The sequence below is a fragment of the Minwuia sp. genome (assembly GCF_048263705.1).
Taxonomy (GTDB): Bacteria; Pseudomonadota; Alphaproteobacteria; order Minwuiales; family Minwuiaceae; genus Minwuia.
Genome location: NZ_JBLXDV010000004.1, coordinates 239,707 through 258,960, shown reverse-complemented (window position 1 = coordinate 258,960; position 19,254 = coordinate 239,707). Strand labels below are relative to the sequence as shown.

General features: G+C 66.9%; 12 protein-coding genes. 1 reads left to right on the top strand and 11 read right to left on the bottom strand.

Features of this window, described 5'->3' with window-relative positions; all coding sequences use genetic code 11:
- Positions 1-11: 11 nt before the first annotated feature.
- The 11 genes from ACN0X7_RS08325 to ACN0X7_RS08275 form a co-directional block, all read right to left on the bottom strand.
- Complete coding sequence (locus tag ACN0X7_RS08325) at positions 12-839, bottom strand: M48 family metalloprotease (protein WP_417516045.1); 828 nt, start codon at positions 837-839, stop codon at positions 12-14.
- 8 nt (positions 840-847) lie between these two features.
- Complete coding sequence (locus tag ACN0X7_RS08320) at positions 848-1,681, bottom strand: FG-GAP repeat domain-containing protein (protein WP_417516043.1); 834 nt, start codon at positions 1,679-1,681, stop codon at positions 848-850.
- Positions 1,678-3,060, bottom strand: coding sequence for a leucyl aminopeptidase family protein (locus tag ACN0X7_RS08315; RefSeq protein ID WP_417516041.1), 1,383 nt, complete (start codon positions 3,058-3,060; stop codon positions 1,678-1,680). The genes ACN0X7_RS08320 and ACN0X7_RS08315 overlap by 4 nt, the downstream gene beginning before the upstream one ends.
- Positions 3,057-4,067 (bottom strand): TAXI family TRAP transporter solute-binding subunit, encoded by a 1,011-nt coding sequence (locus tag ACN0X7_RS08310; protein ID WP_417516039.1) that lies wholly within the window; start codon positions 4,065-4,067, stop codon positions 3,057-3,059. The genes ACN0X7_RS08315 and ACN0X7_RS08310 overlap by 4 nt, the downstream gene beginning before the upstream one ends.
- Before the next feature lie 113 nt (positions 4,068-4,180).
- Positions 4,181-5,458, bottom strand: coding sequence for a tetratricopeptide repeat protein (locus ACN0X7_RS08305; RefSeq protein WP_417516037.1), 1,278 nt, complete (start codon positions 5,456-5,458; stop codon positions 4,181-4,183).
- Positions 5,459-5,529: 71 nt separating this feature from the next.
- Positions 5,530-7,617, bottom strand: a complete 2,088-nt coding sequence (locus ACN0X7_RS08300; RefSeq protein WP_417516035.1) for a dipeptide ABC transporter ATP-binding protein — start codon at positions 7,615-7,617, stop codon at positions 5,530-5,532.
- Positions 7,618-7,621: 4 nt separating this feature from the next.
- A complete protein-coding gene (locus tag ACN0X7_RS08295; protein ID WP_417516033.1) occupies positions 7,622-8,776 on the bottom strand; it encodes an ABC transporter permease in 1,155 nt (384 codons plus the stop codon).
- 10 nt (positions 8,777-8,786) lie between these two features.
- Positions 8,787-9,833 carry an ABC transporter permease gene (locus ACN0X7_RS08290; RefSeq protein ID WP_417516031.1) on the bottom strand — a complete coding sequence of 349 codons (1,047 nt, stop codon included), beginning with the start codon at positions 9,831-9,833 and terminating at the stop codon, positions 8,787-8,789.
- A gap of 210 nt (positions 9,834-10,043) precedes the next feature.
- Positions 10,044-11,720: an ABC transporter substrate-binding protein gene (locus ACN0X7_RS08285; RefSeq protein ID WP_417516029.1), complete on the bottom strand. Its 1,677-nt coding sequence runs from the start codon at positions 11,718-11,720 to the stop codon at positions 10,044-10,046.
- Between the two features lie 396 nt (positions 11,721-12,116).
- The gene (locus tag ACN0X7_RS08280) at positions 12,117-12,680 is read right to left on the bottom strand and encodes a glutamine amidotransferase-related protein (protein WP_417516027.1); all 564 of its coding nucleotides are present in this window, start codon (positions 12,678-12,680) and stop codon (positions 12,117-12,119) included.
- Between the two features lie 154 nt (positions 12,681-12,834).
- Positions 12,835-14,052, bottom strand: a complete 1,218-nt coding sequence (locus ACN0X7_RS08275; RefSeq protein ID WP_417516025.1) for a pyridoxal-phosphate-dependent aminotransferase family protein — start codon at positions 14,050-14,052, stop codon at positions 12,835-12,837.
- Between the two features lie 336 nt (positions 14,053-14,388).
- On the opposite strand from ACN0X7_RS08275, the gene ACN0X7_RS08270 reads away from it, so the two are divergent.
- Positions 14,389-19,248, top strand: a complete 4,860-nt coding sequence (locus tag ACN0X7_RS08270; RefSeq protein ID WP_417516023.1) for a beta strand repeat-containing protein — start codon at positions 14,389-14,391, stop codon at positions 19,246-19,248.
- Positions 19,249-19,254 lie beyond the last annotated feature (6 nt).

Here is a 19,254-nt window from a genome sequence, read left to right as displayed (position 1 = left end):
TGTGCGCCCGATCAGGCGCGGTCCGGGCGCATCTGCTGCAGCCGGTCGATCCGGTCCGCCACCGCCGGGTGGGTGCGCAGCCACGATGACCGCTTCAGTCCGGTAAACTCCTCGATCGTGTCCTTGAGATGAAGCCGGTTGGCGAACTGGATGCGGGCGAGCGCCTGTACCAGCGCCGCCGGGTCGCCGGTCAGCCGCACCGCGCCCGCGTCCGCCGCATATTCGCGGCGGCGCGACACCGCCAGCAGCAGCCCCGACATCAGCGTCGGCGCAACGGCGAGAAACCAGTAGACCCAGTTCGGGGCCAGCACCCGCCCCCATATCATGAAGGCCGCACCCGCCGTGATCAGGCTGACCACCGCGAGCGCGAAGGTCACGCGACTCAGGGCCTCGCCCAGCCGCATCAGGCGGATATCGCCGCTTGCGATGTGCGTGACCTCATGCGCCAGCACAGCCAGAAGCTGACGTTCCGACAGCATGTCGTGCAGGCTTTCGGAGATCAGGATGGTCACCCCGTCCCGGCGGTTCACCGACAGCGCATTGGGCGGCCCGCCCGTCCAGCGCAGACGCGGCGCATCCGGCAGGCCCGCCCGTCGCGCGATGTCGGAAAACCGCTCCCCGAAACCGGGCGACAGGCGCTTGCGCGACGGCGACGGCGCAGACCGCCTCAGCAGCGCCTCGTGCGGCACGCGCGGCAGGGTCAGCACGGCGAAAATCAGGCCCAGCACCACGAAGGCCGCGATACCCCAGCCCGATACCGCCCAGGCGGCCACACCGCAGACCAGCGCCATGCCGATCAGCGGCAGGCGGTCCAGAAGGGCGGCAAGGCGGGCGCTCATCGCCGCGGCTACGGCGCGCGCAGCACGGTCGCGGCACCATCCGCCAGCGGAATACGAACCGTATCGGTGCCCTCGACCGAGAAATCGCCCGCCACGGCGGCGGCAAGCGGGCGGCGATGCAGTTCCCGGATCCCGCCGCCGGCGAAACTGACCACGACGACCGCGCCTCGCGTTTCGTCGGGCAGCACGAGATCCGGCAGGCCGTCACCGTCCCAGTCCAGCACGGCGCTCAGACCCTGGTCGCGGCTGCCGATGGCGTGGTTGGAAAAGCCCCACCGCTCGGCCACCAGCGTCATCTTCCGGCCTTCGGGCCGCAGCAGCCGCAGCGTGCCGCCGATGTGCGGCGTCTCGACCACGGCGATCTCCAGCGCGCCGTCCCCGTCGAAATCGGCAATGCCCGCGGGATTGAGCCAGCGGTTCGCCGTCCCGATCCAGGCGTCGCGCGCGATCAGCTGCAGGCGGCCTTCACGGATACCGTAGACCGCCAGGGCCGCGCCCTCCGTCAGGCTGCTCTCCACGACCACCAGTTCGTCCGTGCCGTCGCCGTTGAAATCGGCCAGACGCACCTGCCGGTCCTCGAAGACGGATGTTTCGGGCAGACGCAGGCCGAGCACCCGCCCGCCCCGAAGTTCGGCCATCAGCGCGCCCGCCTCGATCCGGTCGCCCAGAATGCCGTGCCGGTAGCGGTCGGTGGGTTCGGCCAGCCAGGCCCGGCGGACCACGCCCGCGCCTTCGGCGACGACGGCATCGGGCAGGGCACCAGCCGGTCGTGACTCGCCCGCGATCGCGATCGCGCTGCCGGCCGTCACGGCACAGAGCAGCAGGACCGGAAGCAGCTTCACGCGAAGCGGTCCGTGATCAGCCGGTACATGGCGCGCAATGCCATGGCCTCGCCGCCCCTGGGCCGTCCCGCACGGTCGCGGCTGTTCCAGGCCATGATGTCGAAATGAATCCAGTTGGCCGGCTCGGCGACGAACTCCTTCAGGAACAGCGCCGCCGTGGATGCACCGGCAAACCCGCCCGATCCGGCGTTGTTGATGTCGGCGAAGGGCGTGTCCAGCAGATGCCGGTAGTCCTGATGCAGCGGCAGCCGCCAGACGGGGTCCATCGCCTCGGCCCCGGCCTTCACAACCGCTTCGGCCAGCGTGTCGTCGTCGGCGAAGAAGGCGGCGATCTCGGTGCCCACGGCCACCCGCGCCGCGCCGGTCAGGGTCGCGAAGTCGATCAGCAGTTCCGGCGCTTCCTCGGACGCCAGGGTCAGCGCATCGCCCAGCACCAGCCGTCCCTCGGCATCGGTGTTGCCGATCTCGACCGAGATGCCCTGCCGCGTCGAGAGGATGTCGCCGGGGCGATAGGCATTGCCGGAAATGGCGTTCTCCACCGTCGGCAGCAGCACCCGCAGCCGCACCGGCACCTGCCGCGCCAGCAGCAGATGCGCCAGTCCCAGCGCGGTGGCCGCGCCGCCCATGTCCTTGCGCATCAGCATCATGCCCGCCGCGGACTTGATATCCAGTCCGCCGGTATCGAAGCAGACACCCTTGCCGACCAGGGTTACCTTCGGCGCGTCGGCCGGGCCGAAGGTCAGGTCGATCAGCCGCGGCGGGTCGTCCGAGGCCCGGCCGACCGCGTGGATCATGGGAAAATTCTCCGCCAGAAGCTGATCCCCGGCGATGACGTTCACCGCGCCGTCGAACCGGCCGGCCAGTTCCCGCGCGGCGGCCTCCAGTTCCGACGGCCCCATGTGGTCGGCGGGCGTGTTGACCAGATCGCGGGTCAGGCAGATGCCTTCCGCCATGGCGCGCACAAGATCGCGGTCGGCGGCCTCGGGCCAGACCAGCGCGATCTCGGGCCGGTCGGTGGTGCTGAGATAGCGGTCGAACCGGTAGCCGCCCAGGGCCCATCCGGTCGCGAAGGCGGTCATGTCGGGGTCGTCCAGCGCGCCGGCATCCAGGTGAAACGCCCCCGGCCACAGGGCTTTCCGCAGATCGGCGATGGCCCACATGTCCGGATCGTCGGCCACGACCCACAGCACACCCGCCGGCGCACCCGACGCGTCGGGCAGGCGTGCCGAACTGCCCGGCTTCATCCCGTCCGCCCGGTCCGCCAGCCAGTTGCGCACCGGCTCGGGCCGCCCGGCCAGCCAGCCCGTCACGTCCGCCGCGCGCACCAGAAACACGGGCAGGCTGTCATCTGACGGTTCGATCAGGTCGAAGTCGGTCATTTCAGCAAGCCCTTTTCCTCGTAATACAGTCTGGCCCCCGCATGGAACGGTATGGTCACGCCCTTGACCGCCTGTTCCGGCGACAGGCGGCGCGCCTGCACATGACCCGAGTTCAGCAGGTCGCGGTTCTCGGGCCGCCACAGCGCCGCCGTGATGTCGCGGATCAGGTCGACCGGTGCCGATGCATGGGTCACCAGCTGCGCCCCCACCGTCAGCGTGGGGACCGGCTCATCGGTGGCGTAGATCTCCGCCGGGATGGTATCGGCGGCATAGTAGCGATTGGCGATCATCAGTTGCTCGGCGGCGATGCCGCTGATCGGCACGATCTCGAACTCGCCGGTTTCCATCAGTTCGCTGACCGCCGTGGACGGATAGCCGACGACGAAGAACGCCGCATCCACCTCGCCGTCCAGCAACCCGGCGATCGAGGCCGCAGGTCCGGCATTGATCGCCTGGATGTGATCGTGGTCCAGTCCGAAGGCCGCCAGGATCAGCAGCGCGTTGATGCGCGTGCCCGATCCCTCCCGGTCGATCGCCACGCGCCGGCCGCGCAGGTCCGGTATCGTACCGATCTCCAGATCCTTGCGCGCCACCAGGTGGACATATTCCGGATAGAGGTTGGCGATGGCCCGGAGATCGGGAAACCGGCCCTTGCCGGTGTAGACCGCAGCCCCATCATAGGCCCAGGCCACGATATCCGCCTGCGCCAGCCCGGAATCGAAACGGCCGCTGGCGATGCCCTCGATGTTCTCGAACGAGCCTCGGCTGGTGACGGCGGTCGCGATCAGATCATCGACGCCGCACGCCCCGCCCTCGTTGCAGGGGGAGCTGCCCCGGGGCCGCGAGATCGCCGCCGCGATCAGCGATCCGACCGGGAAATAGGTCCCCGCCGTCGATCCCGTCCCGATCGAGAAGAAGCGGGTGTCGTCGGCCGGAACGGTGCTGCTGAAACAGACGACTGCGGCCAGAAGCGCGCAGGCACGGGCAAGATAATTCCACATCGGCATGATGTCCTTATACGCCGATGAGAGGCGGGAACAACCGCCTTCGCCACCGGCTTCGCTGCAGGTCGATGATTTGTGATCGCGCGGCGGCTTCCGGCCATCACCATCGAACCGCATCAAAGATCGGCGACGACCCTGTCTGCAGCATGAACCGGCCGGCGCATGGCCAGCAGACGGCGCGCCTCGGCGGTCTGTCCCTGCCGCAGCAGCGCGTTCAGCAGCGCGAATTCCAGCAGGTCGCGCTGCGCCCGGCTGCCGCCGATCCGCTCGTGCTCGGCCATGATGGCGACCAGCGCCGCCGTCGCGCCCGCCGCGTCATCCTGCGCCAGATCGCGGAACGCGACGGCGATGGCGCGCACCGTATCCGCCGCCGGTCCCTTCGCCCCGTCGATGATCCGGTTCAGTTGGCCGTCGTTGCCCGCAAAGGCGAAGATGATCGCCGCGTGCGCATCGACGAAGCCGATGCCGGTGCGCGGGAAGGTGGCTGCGGCGTAGTCGCTGAGGTGCTGCCACTGGGCGGCGGGCACATCGACCCCCGCCACCTGCGCGCGGTAGAGCAGGGCGGCGCTGTCGGTGATCACATTGATCGACGGGCCCCAAGCACCGCCCGGCTTCACCGCCGCCTCATAGGTCCGCCACATCGCGTTAATGCGCCCCTGCGCCAGGTGCGTCAGCGCGACATGCCAGGACAGGTGGCAGTGCAGGATGCCCTCGCGCTCATAGTCCGGCATCCAGTCCGTCACGCGCCGCAGGCCGGCATCCGTATCGCCGGCCTCGTAATCGACATGGGCGCGGATGTGGACGTTGTGGGCGCTGCGCGGACGGCCCTCCAGCGCGCGCTCGATGCTGTCGCGGGCGACGTCGGTCTGTCCCGCCTCCACCTGCGAGAACGCGTGCTGGCCCAGAAACCACCAGTCGTCGCCATAGTCGGGCAGCAGCGATGTCGTGAAAGCGAGCTGTTCCGCCTCCCGGCCCCGCTGACCGCTGAACCCGATCAGACCGAACACGCCGCAGCAGGTCTGCGCCACGACCGCATCACGGGGATGGTCCAGCAGGTGACGGCGGATGCCGCCATAGGCCTCGGCCATGCGGCCCTCGATCAGGTCGGTCATGACCGTGCGATGCGCGGCCTCGCGATCCGTCAGGGCCGCGCCGCCATCCTTAGCGCGACCGATCGCGGTGCGCGCCGCGCGGCCGTCGCCCAGAAACTGGAAGCTGCGCGCGAGGGCCACATGCGCCAGCGAGAATTCGGGATCGGCATCGATGGCGCGCTGAAAGGCGTGTTCCGCCCCGCCATCGGCGGCCAGCAGGCGGTCCACCCCGTCCACATAGGCATCCCGCGCCGCATTCGATTGCGTCGAAAGTTCCAGTCCGTAGCGATCATCCAGCATCATGCACCCTCCCCGGCCGGCACCAGCCTATCCGGCCCGAAACCGGGAAGGAAGAGGGACCGCCCCTGAGACCGTCAGGAGGCCTGCTTTGCCTCGAAGCTGATGACGGGTTCCATGCGGGACAGGATGTCGTCGGCCAGGTGGCATTTGACGAAGTGGCCGCCGGCAACTTCCTTCGACGGCGGCACCTCGGTCTCGCACAGGTTGCCCGGCACCTGATCCTTGTAATTACAGCGCGTCTGGAACGGACAGCCCGGCGGCGGGTTCATGGCCGAGGGAATATCGCCTTCCAGGATGATGTGTTTCTTGGTGACGCTGGTGTCAGCAATCGGGATCGCCGACAGCAGGGCCTCGGTATAGGGGTGATAGGGCGGCGAGAAGATGTCGTCGGTCGTGCCCTGCTCGACGATGTGGCCCAGATACATGACCACCACACGGTCGGCGATGTAGCGCACCACCGACAGGTCATGGCTGATGAACAGCATGGTCGTCTTGGCCTTGCGCTGGATGTCCATCAGCAACTCGGTCACCGCCGCCTGCACCGACACGTCCAGCGCCGAAACCGGCTCGTCGGCGACCACGACCTTCGGTTCACCGGCGAAGGCGCGGGCGACACCGATCCGCTGTTTCTGGCCGCCGGAAAGCTGGCGCGGCATGCGGTCGGCGAAGGCGCGGGGCAGCTTCACCAGATCCAGCAGCTCCAGCATCCGCTCCCGGCGCTCGGCGGTATTGCTGCCGATGTTGAACTTCTCCAGCGTGCGCATGATCTGCGATCCGACCGAATGGCTGGGGTTCAGCGTGTCGAACGGGTTCTGGAAGACCATCTGGACCGAGGCGACGGTGCGGCGGGTCCGGTCGTTGACCTCGGTATCGCCGATGGCGACCGAGCCGAGCATGACATCGCCGTCGGTGGCGGTCTCCAGCCCCAGCAGCACCTTGGCCAGCGTGGACTTGCCGCACCCGGATTCGCCGACGATGGCGACGGTTTCGGATTCGCGCGCCTGGAAGGTGATCGCTTCGTTCGCCTTCACGGTGCGCGTGTCGCCGCCGCCGAAGATCTTGTTGGCGGCGACGTCGTAGTATTTCTTCAGATCGCGGATATCCAGCATCACGTCGCCGGGCTTCACCGGGTCCTCCACCAGCCGCCGCTCTGGCTCCGCCGCCCAGTCGATCTCGGCGATGCGGACACAGCGCGAGCGGTGGTTCCCGGAATCGGGGATCGGCTGCATCGGAATCGGCCCCGCGTTGCAGACCGATTCCACATAGTGGTCGCAGCGCGGACCGAAGTTGCAGCCCACGGGCCGCTCCATCGGCAGCGGCAACTGCCCTGGTATCGCCACCAGCGGGCGGCTGTTCTTGTCCGCGCCCGGCAGCGGGATCGAATTGAACAGGCCCTGCGTGTAGGGATGCCGCATGCGGTCGAACACGTCGTTGACCGTACCGGTTTCCACCGCCTCGCCCGAATACATCACCGTGATCCGGTCGCAGGTTTCCAGGATCAGGCCCAGATTGTGCGAGATGAACAGCATGGAGGTGCCGGTGTTCTCGGCCAGTTCCTTGACCAGTTCGACGATACCCGCCTCGACGGTGACATCCAGCGCCGTCGTCGGTTCGTCCAGCAACAGCAGGTCGGGCTTCGACAGCAGCGCCATGGCGATCACGATGCGCTGCTGCTGGCCGCCGGAAATCTGGTGCGGATAGGCGTCCATGACCCGCGCCGGATCGGGCAGCTTCACCGAGGCCAGCATCTCCAGCGACCGCTGGTAGGCTTCCTCTTTCGAGACCTTCTCGTGGATCAGCGGCACTTCCATCAGCTGCCGGCCGATCTTCATCGCGGGGTTCAGCGAGGCCATCGGTTCCTGATAGATCATGGCGATCTTGGAGCCCCGGATGTCGCGCAGTTCCTCCTCCGACATCTCGCCCATGTCGCGGCCCTTGAACTTGATCTTGCCGCCGACGATCTTCCCGCGATTGCCCATGTCGCGCATGATGCCCAGCGCCACCGTGGACTTGCCGCAGCCGGATTCGCCCACGAGGCCCATGGCCTCGCCCGGCATCACCTTGCAGGAAAAATCCATCACCGCCGGAATCTCTCCGGCGCGGACGAAGAACGAGATGTTCAGGTCTTCGATCTCCAGGATCGGCTGGACGTCTTCGGTCATGGCATCAGTCCTTCAGCGATTCTTCGCGCAGGCCGTCGGCCAGCAGGTTCAGGCCCAGCACCAGCGACATCAGCGCCAGCGCCGGCGGCAGCGCCAGATGCGGGTAGATCGACAGCAGCTTGCGGCCCTCGTTGATGGTCAGGCCCCAGTCCGGGCTCTCCGGGCTGACCCCCAGGCCGAAGAAACCCAGCGTCCCCAGCAGGATGGTCGTGTAGCCGATGCGCAGGCAGAAATCGACGATCAGCGGCCCGCGCGCGTTCGGCAGGATCTCCCACAGCATGATGTACCAGGGCCGCTCTCCCCGGGTCTGCGCCGCCGCCACATAGTCGCGCGTCTGGATGTCGATGGTCAGGCCGCGCACGATGCGGAACACGGTGGGCGAGTTCACGAACACCACCGAGACGAAGATGTTCAGCAGGTTCGGGTCCATGTAGAAGACGCCCAGCGGATCGGCATTGAAAGCCAGTCCCGAATAGGCCCACAGCCCGACGATCAGGGTCACCGCCAGATAGGCGGCCAGCTTGTGCTTCTGCTCGCCGAAGCGCGACGAGAACAGCAGCACGAAGAACACGATCGGGAACAGGAACAGCACGCCCGACAGCACCAGCGGCACGCCCGTCGTCCGGATCTCCGGCGTGACCAGCAGGTAGAACAGCAGGATCACCGGAAAGGCCAGAACCAGATTGGCCAGGAAGCTGAGCAGCGTGTCCAGCTTGCCGCCGTAGTACCCGGCGGGCAGGCCCAGCGTGATGCCGACCATGAAGGCGAAGACGGTCGCCGCCGGCGCGATCGACAGCACGCTGCGGCTGCCCATCACCAGACGGCTGAAGATGTCGCGGGCCAGATTGTCGCCGCCCAGCAGGTACCAGGCGTCCTCCAGCCCGCGTACAGGCGTGCCGGGTTTCTTGTTCTTCATGCCCGACACCTGATCCAGCGCATCGAAGGTCACGATCAGGTCGGCGAAGATCGCGGTCAGCAGCCAGAACAGGCAGATGACCAGGCCGATGGTGCCGATGCGGCTGCCCAGCAGCTTGCCGTAGAGGCCCAGCTTCGACCTGAAGCTGTAGGACAGGAACAGGATGACGGCGAGGCCGATCCAGACGGGCAGGAATTGCCAGAGGATATGGCCGGTGATTTCGAGACTGCTCAAGGGTTCCATCCTGCGCTCCTCAATTGACGCGAACGCGCGGGTTGAGGAAGACGTAGCCGACGTCCGAGATCAGCTGCGTCAGCAGCACGACCATCACGGCGACGACCGATGCGCCCATCAGCAACTCGATGTCGTTGTTGCCGGCGGCCAGCACCAGGGTCCAGCCGAAGCCCTTGTAGTTGAACAGGGTTTCGACGATCACGACGCCGGTCAGCAGCCACGGGAACTGCAGCATGATCACGGTGAAGGGCGCGATCAGGGCGTTGCGCAGCGCGTGCCGCATGACGACATTGCGGAAGCTCACGCCCTTCAGCCGGGCCGTGCGGATGTACTGCGCCGTCATCACCTCGGCCATCGAGGCGCGGGTCATGCGCGCGATGTAGCCGACGCCGTACAGCGCCATCGTGGCCACCGGCAGCGTGAAGTTGGCGAAGGTGATGTTGTCCATCGCCGAGGCCGCCGTGCCGTTGAACCATTGCAGTCCGCCCAGACGGCTGGCGAAGATCACGATCAGGATGACGCCCGAGACATATTCGGGCGTCGATGTGGACAGGATCGAGAAGGTCGACAGCGTGCGGTCGGTCCGCGTGCCCTCGCGCATCCCCGCCAGCACCCCGATCAGCAGGGCCGTGGGCACCATGACGACCATCACCCAGAACATCAGCATGCCGGTCAGGCCGAGCTTCTTGCCGATGATGTCGATCACCGGTTCGTTGAACACCGTGGACTGGCCCCAGTCCCCCTGCAGCACGCCGCAGAAGGTCGGCGCGTCCGCGGGGTCCGTGCCGGGCCGGATGCAGCGGCCGATGGTCTTGCCGTTCTCCTGTTCGTTCACGAACCCGGGCACGACACCCAGCCATTCGCCATAGCGCACCAGCAGCGGCTGACGGTAGCCGTTGCGCGTCAGCCAGGCATCGACTTCCTGGTCGCTCATGCGCTGGTCGCCCTCACTCTTGGTGAGTTTCTCCAGGTTCGGTTCCAGATTGGTCAGAAAAAAGACGATGAACGTCAGGCAGAGGGCGGTCAGTATCATGACCCCGCTGCGTCTCAGCAAAAAGCTTAGCATCCCACTCCCCAACAGTGGCCCATCACCGGAACCCTTGCGGATTCCCCCTGTCTTGCCGCGCCGCGTGACACGACGCGTTCCTCATCCGGCGATCTCTTGGTGGATGCCTTTGCGTAATCGGGCCGGGGCGGCCAGCCGGATTGCGAAAGGGCAGCGAAGGGGACAGCAGGACCGGGGGCGCCGCAGCGCCCCCGCCCGCATGGGAAGGACTTACGCCTTCCAGTACATCTCGTGCGGATAGTACTCGAACTGGATGTGGTGGGCAGCGCCCCCCACATTCTTCTTCGAGAAGTTGGTCAGCGTCCGCCAGTACGGCTGGATGATCACGCCCTCGTCCTGCATGATCTTCTCGACCTTGGCCATGATCTTGGACCGCTTGCCCGGATCCGCGACGGCCAGCGCCTCGTTCAGCAGCTTGTCGAACTCGGCGTTCGCGAAGCCGGCCTCGTTCCAGGCCTCGCCGGTGCGATAGGCCAGCGCCATGATCTGCACGCCCAGCGGACGATGGTTCCAGTTGGTCGACGAGAACGGGTACTTGGTCCAGTCGTTCCAGAAGGTGTTGCCCGGCAGCACCACGCGCTTGACCTTGATCCCGGCCTTGCGCAGCTGGTCGGCCACGGCATCGGTCGTGTCCTTGCGGTACCCGGCGTCGATCGAGATCAGCTCGTGCTCGTAATCGCCCATGCCGGCCTCGTCCATCAGCGCCTTGGCGCCTTCCGGATCGTACTTGGCGGGGCCGATGTCGGCATATTCGGGGTGCATCGGACCGACGTGGTGGTTCTCGGCGACGATGCCCAGACCGGCGATGCCCAGTTCCAGGCAGACCGCGTTGTCGGTCGCCATCTGCAGGGCGCGCCGGACGCGGACATCCGCGTAGGGCGTCTTGCCGTCGACCACGGCCTGCTGGTTCGGCCGCACGACCACGGTCGCCGCCGTCACGATGTCGTCGCGGCGCCAGCCTTCCAGGGTTTCGAAGATCTCGATGAACTCGCCCTCGATCGAATAGGTCACATCGACCTCGTCGGATTCGGCGGCGGCGACCCAGGCGGCAGGTTCCTGGCCGTAGTCGATGAATTCGAAGCGGTCCAGCCAGGCGCCGTTGCCCTCGTTCCACCAGGTATGATCGGTGTTGCGGACCAGCACGCCCTTCACGCCGACCTCCAGCGATTCCGGAATGTAGGGACCGGTGCCGAGCGGGTTTTCCAGCGCGGTGTTGAAATCGTAGTCCTTGTGCGTGATCGCCGCGGGATAGTCGGCCATGCCCGGAATGATCGAGATGTCGGACTGCGGCAGGGTCAGCTTCACGGTGTGGCTGTCGACCACCTCGATCGCGCCCTCGATCGCCTTCTCGGTTTCCGGATCGATCAGCGAATTCATGCGGCCGGCCATGGAATTGCCTTCCACGGACTTGTCGCACCAGCCTTCGATGTTGCGGGCCACATCCTCGGCGGTGAAATCGTCGCCGTTGTTCCACTTCACGCCCTTGCGCACGTTCAGGACGTAGGTCCTGGCATCTTCCGAGACCTCCCAGCTTTCCAGCAGCTTGCCCTCGAAGGTCGCGTCATTGTTGTACTGGACCAGATATTCCAGCCAGCCGCGCGAAAAGTTGGCGATCTGCGACCAGTCGTAGGCGCGGGGATCCTTCAGGCCGCGCACTTCCTGCTGCATCTTCACCGTGCCGCCCATCTTGGCGTGCGCCGCCGCGTTGGCGGTCTTCGGTGCCGCCAGACCCAGCATGCCATAGGCACCGGCGGCGGTCGCGCCGAACGCGCTGGCCAGCGCGACGAACTCGCGGCGGCTGACATCGGTGCCGGACTCGCGGGCCGCATCGGCCATGGCGTGGATATGTGCGGGCACCTCGCCCGTGTTGGACTTGTAGAACTTCATGAATGCCTCCTGGATATTCCCTGTTCGCGCCGGTTTTTTCACCCGCGCAGCTTTATCGACATGAATTCGGAACCGCAGCGTTCCGCACCGGACCCCGGAAATGTGTATCGGCCCCGGGTCTCGAACGTGTCCTTCCCTGCGTTTCCGACATGCCGCGTAAGTCGCATTCTTGAGGCCGGACCGGGATCGGCCTGTCCCCAAAACGACACATACGGCCATGATGACGGCAGCGATTATAACGTGCGTGAAACAGGTTCGGCCACCGTCAATGGGAAATTGGTATCAGGCCACCCGGTTCCACGGGTTATTCGGATGTTGTTTCGATTTCGGAATATTCAGATGTCCGACGACACCTCGCCCCTTGCACGACATCCGGCGTGTCGCCGCGGGAACAGCCTACCGGTCCGCTGCCGGGCCGAACAGCCCCTCCAGAAGCGCTGCGAACCAGTCGGCCTGAGCCCGGTCATGGCGGATCATCAGGGCATCCTGCTCGTGGCGATCCTGCGCGCCGTTCCTGCCGAACATGGCCCAGTCTGCCGCCTGCCAGCGCCGGAAACCCTCGATGGTCACCTCGGGATGGAATTGCAGGCCGTAGACCTTCCTGCCGTATCGGAAGGCCTGGTTCTCGAAGGCCGCGCTCTGCGCCAGCCGCTGTGCGCCGGCCGGTATGTCGAACATGTGATGATGCGCCTGACAGAACCAGCGCGGGCGGTCCAGAAAATCTGAAGCGCCGGGTACGGGATCGACGCGATAATATCCGAACTCGTGGGGGTGGCCGGGTTTCGGGCCGCAATCCGCTCCCAGATGAAAGGCGATCTGCTGTGCGCCCTGGCAGATTCCCAGCATGGGAAGTCCAGCCTTCAGGCACGCGGCGATCCAGCGGTCCTCATCCTTCAGAAACGGATGCCGTGCCGTCTCGGAGACATTGTAGGGCCCGCCGTGCAGGACGGTACCGGCCACCGATTCGTCCACATCACCGAGCGTATCGCCGGCAAAGGGCTTTCGCAGGTCGATCTCGTAGCCACTGCCGTGCAGCCACGTTTACACGCGGTCATCGGGCGGATCGTCCCCGTGGCGGATGACAACAATCTTGCGCCGCCCGGCCGGCGGACGCTCAGACAACCCTGCGACCGTCCTGCTGCCGCTCGGGCTCCAGCGACGTCCTGGCGAGATATCCGACGGCCTCGCTCAGACCGCTTTCGAAGGGGATCTCCAGGTGGGCCAGCGTGGCCTCGATCCCCGCCAGCGCGCCCAGGATCATCGGGTCGTTCAGGTCGCCCATGTGACCGATCCGGAAGACCTTGCCCGCCACCTGGCCCAGTCCGCCGCCGATGGCCACATCGAACCGCTCGCGTGCGGTGAAGCGGATCAGGTCGGGATCGACGCCCTCGGCGGTGCGCATCACGGTCAGCGCGTCCGCCCGCTGTGCGGGATGCACGGCGTTGAATTCCAGCGCGCCGCCCTCGGTCCAGCGCGCGGCACAGGTGCGCACGGCCTCCGCCAGCCTGCTGTGGCGGGCGAACACCGCTTCCATGCCCCATTCATTGATCATGGTGATGGATTCCTGCAGCGCGAAGAACAGGTGCTCGGGCGCGGTGCCGGCGAAGCGGTGATACTGCTCGCGGCCCATCCGGTCGGTCCAGGACCAGTAGTTGCGGTGCCGCGCGCAGGCCTTCGAGGCTTCCAGCGCCCTGTCGCTGACCGCGTTGAACGACAGGCCCGGCGGCATCATCAGACCCTTCTGGCAGGCCGCGATCACCACATCGATACCCCAGTCGTCCATCGGCAGCGGCATGGTCATGAAGGACGCGATGGCGTCCACGACCAGCAGCGCCGGGTGCCCCGCCGCGTCGATGGCGGCCCGCAGCGGCGGCACATCGGACAGGACACCGGTCGCGGTTTCCACATGCACCGCCAGCACCGCCTTGATGCGGTGGCCGGTGTCCGCGCGCAGGGCCTGTTCCAGCGCGTCCGGATCGATTGCCGACCGCCAGTCGTTGGGCAGGGTCTCGACGCGGATCCCCAGTTCGTCCGCCATCTCGCCCCAGGTCTTCGAAAACCGCCCGGTCTCCGGCATCAGGATGGTGTCGCCGACATCGAACAGATTGGCGAAGCAGGCTTCCCAGGCACCGTGACCCGATGCGGTGTAGAAGAACACTTCCGACGTCGTGCCGAACAGCGGCTTGATCGATTCCAGGCATTCGGTCGCGATGTCCATGAAATCGGGGCCCGAGAAGTCCATGGCGGGCCGATGCATGGCGCGCAGGATGCGGTCGGGAATGTTCGTCGGTCCGGGGACCTGAAGAAACTGGCGTCCGGGTCTGTCAGGCATGCGTGCGTCCTCGCGTGACAATCGTCGATCAGGCCAAATGGACCGATTGCCGGGCCAAGTCAAACACGCCGGGCCGGAACACGCGCCGACGGGACAATCCGGTCGGGGGCCGCGGCGGCCTCGGGACGCGGTTCGCGGCTCTCAGGCTGGGGCCAGCCCTGTGCCAGATGGGGTAAGTGCTTTTTCCGGGACAGACCATCCGGCGCTGAACGGGTCGAAAACGTGATTTGCGGTTCGGAAATGTGATCGCCCGCACGTTCGAAAGGCAATGGACAGTTGGCCGCCCCTTGCTGTGGTCTGATCGTACGGCGAACGAAAAGAAGCGGGAACGGACTGATGGCGGATGAGATCGAGACCGGCGAAGACATCAGCGGCAGCGGGCGCAACGACAAGCTGTCCGGCACGGTCGGCAACGATACGATTTCTGGCCAGCGGGGCAACGACCAGCTTGAAGGCGCGGGCGGAGACGACCTGATTTCGGGTGGCGACGGCAGCGACCGGCTGTCCGGCGGCGACGGCAGCGATTCCCTCGACGGCGGATCCGGCAAGGACACGATCGCCGGGGGTGCCGGCGACGACACGCTGTTCGGCGATACCGGCAACGATCAGCTGGACGGTGGCGCGGGCGACGATCTCTTCGTTCTGAAAGGCAATGATGGTCTTGACCGGTTCACCGGTGGCGACGGCCAAGACACCATTGATGCCTCGGAAGCAGGGACGGTCACGTTCAACACCTTCAACGCAACCGAATCTGGCATCGAGGTCGTGCGCGCCGAAACCATCTCCGGCACCGGCGGCAATGACCGGATCGACCTGTCGGGTGCAACCACCGAAGGCACGGCGCTGATCGACGGCGGGCGCGGCAATGACCAGATCACCGGCACGGCGGAGGCCGACACCATCGACGGTGGCGAGAGCAGCGACAGGCTGTTCGGTGGCAGCGGCGATGACGTGCTGGACGGCGAATCCGGCAAGGACACGATCTCCGGCGGCGACGGCGTCGATACGCTGGACGGCGGCAACGACAACGACCTGCTGATCGCCGGGGACGGCGGCGGCGTGCTGCGCGGCGGCAGCGGCACCGATACGGCCGATTTCTCGAACTTCGACGACGCCATTTTCGACGCCGACCAGAATCTGGTTCAGGCCGGTGGCAAGCTGTTCGAACTCGACAGCATCGAGAAGGTCATCGGCGCGACCGAAGGCTCGATCGACGATGGCGTCATGCGCGGCACGGACGATGCCGACGCCATCGAAGGCACCGAAACCGATGATACCATCGACGCCGGTGCGGGTGACGACACGATCAGGGGCGGGGGCGGCAACGACACGATCGATGGTGGCGCGGGCACGGACCGGCTGGGCTTCGGCGATTCCGGACGGGGCGTCGAGGCAGATCTGGAAACCGGCGAAGCACGGGTGAATGTCAGCGACACGGGCCTGAACATGTCCGTTTTCGCGATACCTTCGACCCGCAACCTCGACGACATCGATTTCTCGGCAGAGCCGATCCATACCGGCATCACGCCCGACATCGACTTCGCCAACAGCGGCGGCGGCTTCATCGAGAACGGCCCGACCGACCGGTTCGCCGTGAAGATCGACGGATCCCTGAACCTGTCGCAGGGCGGCACCTTCACGTTCCATACCGGTGCCGACGACGGCGTGCGTCTGCTGATCGACGGCCAGGTGGTCACCGACGATCCCAGCCAGCACGGTTTCCGTACGCGAAGCGGCGAGATCGAGCTGGAACCGGGATCGCACACAATCGAGGTGCTCTACTTCGAGAATGGCGGCAAGGCCGGGCTGAAGGTCGAGATCGAAGGCCCCGGTTTCGATGGTCCCACGGTCATCGGCGGGGATCTCGTCTCCACGAACAATGCCCCGGATGCCGTGACCAGCTTCGAGAACATCGAGGACCTGACCGGCTCCGGACAGGCCGACACGCTGTCGGGCGATGCCGGTGACAACCGTCTGGAGGGGCTGGGTGGCAGCGACCGGATTGAGGGCCGCGAGGGCAATGACGACCTGCGGGGCGACGATGGCAATGACACGCTGTCGGGCGGCGCGGGCGATGACACGCTGCAGGGTGGCGATGGCAACAACGTGCTGGACGGGGGCGACGGAACCGATACGGCTGACTACGCCGCTGCGGACGGCCCGGTCGCTGTCGACCTGTCGGCGGGCACGGCGCAGTCGATCACCGATCTTTCCGCCGGCCTGAACGCCAGGTTCTTCGCCATCCCGTCCACCCGGAACCTGGACGACATCGACTTCGGCGCGACGCCGATCCATCAGGAAACCATCGACGGTGTGGCCTTCGAGAACAGCAGCGGCGCATTCTTCGAAGGCGGTCCGACGGACCGGTTCGCCGTGCAGATCGACGGTTTCGTCGAGGTCTCCGAGGGCGGTGAATTCACCTTCCACACCGGCGCCGACGATGGCGTGCGGCTGCTGATCGACGGTGAAGTGGTGACCGACGATCCGGGTCAGCACGGCTATCGCACGCGCACCGGCAAGGTCACGCTGGAGCCGGGCCTGCACGCGGTGCAGGTGCTCTATTTCGAGAATGGCGGCAAGGCCGGCCTGAACGTCGAGATCGAGGGGCCGGGCATCGAGGGCCGTCAGATCCTGGGCGGCGATCTGGTGAAATCGGGTGACGCGCCCGACATCAGCGACCGGCTGGCCGGTATCGAGAATGCCGAGGGTTCGGGCTTCAGCGACGTCCTGACCGGCGGCGATGGCGCGAACCTGCTGGACGGCGGGGCGGGCGACGACACCATCGCTTCCGGCGGTGGCGAAGACACGGTTGACGGCGGCGCGGGCGACGATGTGATCATCGCCGGGCCGGGCGGCGGCACGATCCGCGGCGGCGACGGGACCGATACGGCGGACTTCTCGAACCTGGAAGGCGCCCTGCACGATCCGGACGCGGGCACGGTGACCGTCGGCGATGACGTCTATCTGCTGGAAGGCATCGAGGTCGTGCTGGGCGCGGAGTCCCCCGCCGCGCCGCAGGATCTGTTCACCGACGGGGACGACGTGGTCGATCTGGACCAGGTCAACCTGGAAGAATTCACCGAAAGCTCGATCCTCGCCGGCCTGGACGGCGACGATTCCGTTTCCCTGTCGTCGAATCCCGGGCAGGTGGTCGGCGGCGCATCCGGCTTCGACGTCGGGTCGGGCAACGATACGGTCGTCGGACGCGGCCTGGACGATGTCGTGCGCGGCAACAGCGGCAATGACCTGCTGTTCGGCGGCGACGGCGCGGACACGCTGGACGGCGGTGACGACGACGATGTGCTGCGCGGCGATGCGGGCGACGACAGCCTGACCGGCGGTGCGGGATCGGACCTGCTGCGCGGCGGCGAGGGCAACGATACCGCCGACGGCGGTACCGGCGACGACCAGTTGCGCGGCGCGGATGGCGACGATTCGCTGGACGGCGGCGAAGGCAACGACCGGCTGCGCGGCGACGCGGGCAACGATGCGCTGAACGCGGGCGTCGGCAATGACACGCTGTTCGGCTCCGGCGGCAACGACGTGGTCTTCGGCGGCGACGGCAACGATCTGGTGCAGGGCAACTTCAACGACGACCAGCTGTTCGGCGGCGAAGGCAACGATACGCTGAACGCGGGCGGGCAGAACGACCAGGCCTTCGGCGGCGCGGGCGATGACAGCCTGCTGGGCCAGACGGGTACCGATCTGCTGGACGGCGGTGTCGGCGACGACACCCTGCGCGGTGACATCCACGACGACACGCTGATCGGCGGCGCGGGCGCGGACAATCTGCGCGGCGGTGCGGACGATGACTCGCTGGACGGCGGGGACGGCAACGACTTCGCCGACGGCGAGGATGGTGACGACATCGTCATCGGCGGCGCGGGCGACGACACGGTGCGCGGCGGCGACGGCAACGATCTGCTGGACGGCGGCGATGGCGCGGACAAGCTGCGCGGCGGCACCGGCAATGACGCGATCATCGCAGGCGCGGGCAACGACTTCGTCGGCGCGGACAGCGGCCATGACACGGTCGATGGCGGCGCGGGCGACGATTCCATCTTCGGCCTGGGCGGCAACGACTCGATTGATGCGGGCGACGGTGCGGACCTGGTCCGCGGCGGCAACCTGAACGACACCATCCACGGCGGCGCGGGCGACGACACGCTGGAAGGCGAAAGCGGTGCAGACGTGCTGGATGGCGGCGACGGCTTCGACCGGCTGCTGGCGGGCTCCGGCAATGACGCCATCTTCGGCGGTCTGGGCGACGACTTCATCCTGGCGGGCGAGGGCAACGACCGGATCGAGGTCGGTGAGGGCGCGGATCAGGCCTTCGGTGAAGGCGGGCGCGACACGCTGATCGGCAGCGACAGCGGCGAGACCCTGTTCGGCGGCGGCGGCGAGGACCTGATCGATGCCGGTGCCGGCGATGACCAGATCGACGGCGGCATCAACAATGACGTGCTGAACGCGGGGGACGGCAATGACGACGTCTTCGGCGGATCGGGCAGCGATGCGATCGACGCGGGCGCGGGCGACGACGTGATCGACGCGGGCTCGGGCAATGACACCGTGGTTGCGGGCGACGGCGCGGATTTCGTCATCGGCGGGTCGGGGCTGGACAGCATCGACGGCGGCGCAGGGGCCGACACCATCGGCGGCGGCATCAGTGCCGACAGCATCCGGGGCGGCGACGGCGACGACAGCCTGTTCGGCGGGGCGGGCAGCGACGACATCTTCGGCGATGACGGTTTCGACCGGATCTTCGGTGATGCGGGCGACGACGCGCTGATCGGCGGTCTGGGCGACGACACGCTGCAGGGCGGCGAGGGCGACGACATTCTGGACGGCGGCGCGGGCGCGGACACTTTCGTGTTCCAGGCCGCGACAAGCGGGGCCTCCAACAATGACACCATCACCGACACCGACAGCGGCAACACGCTGGTCTTCGAGGGCCTTCAGGGTGACCCGGACGGCGTCGGGCTGGATGACGTGGACTTCGTGGAGAACGAGGACGGCACCTGGACCGCCTCCTTCCCCGGTGCAGGCGGGTCGATCACCTTCGATCCGACAGTGGTGACCGAGATCAACCTGTCCGACGGGATCGGCGGCACCAATGCGTCCATGCTCTACAACGGCGGCGCGGGCACCTACGAGGTCTTCGATCAGGACGCGAACCTGCTGTTCCTGATGTAGGCGGCG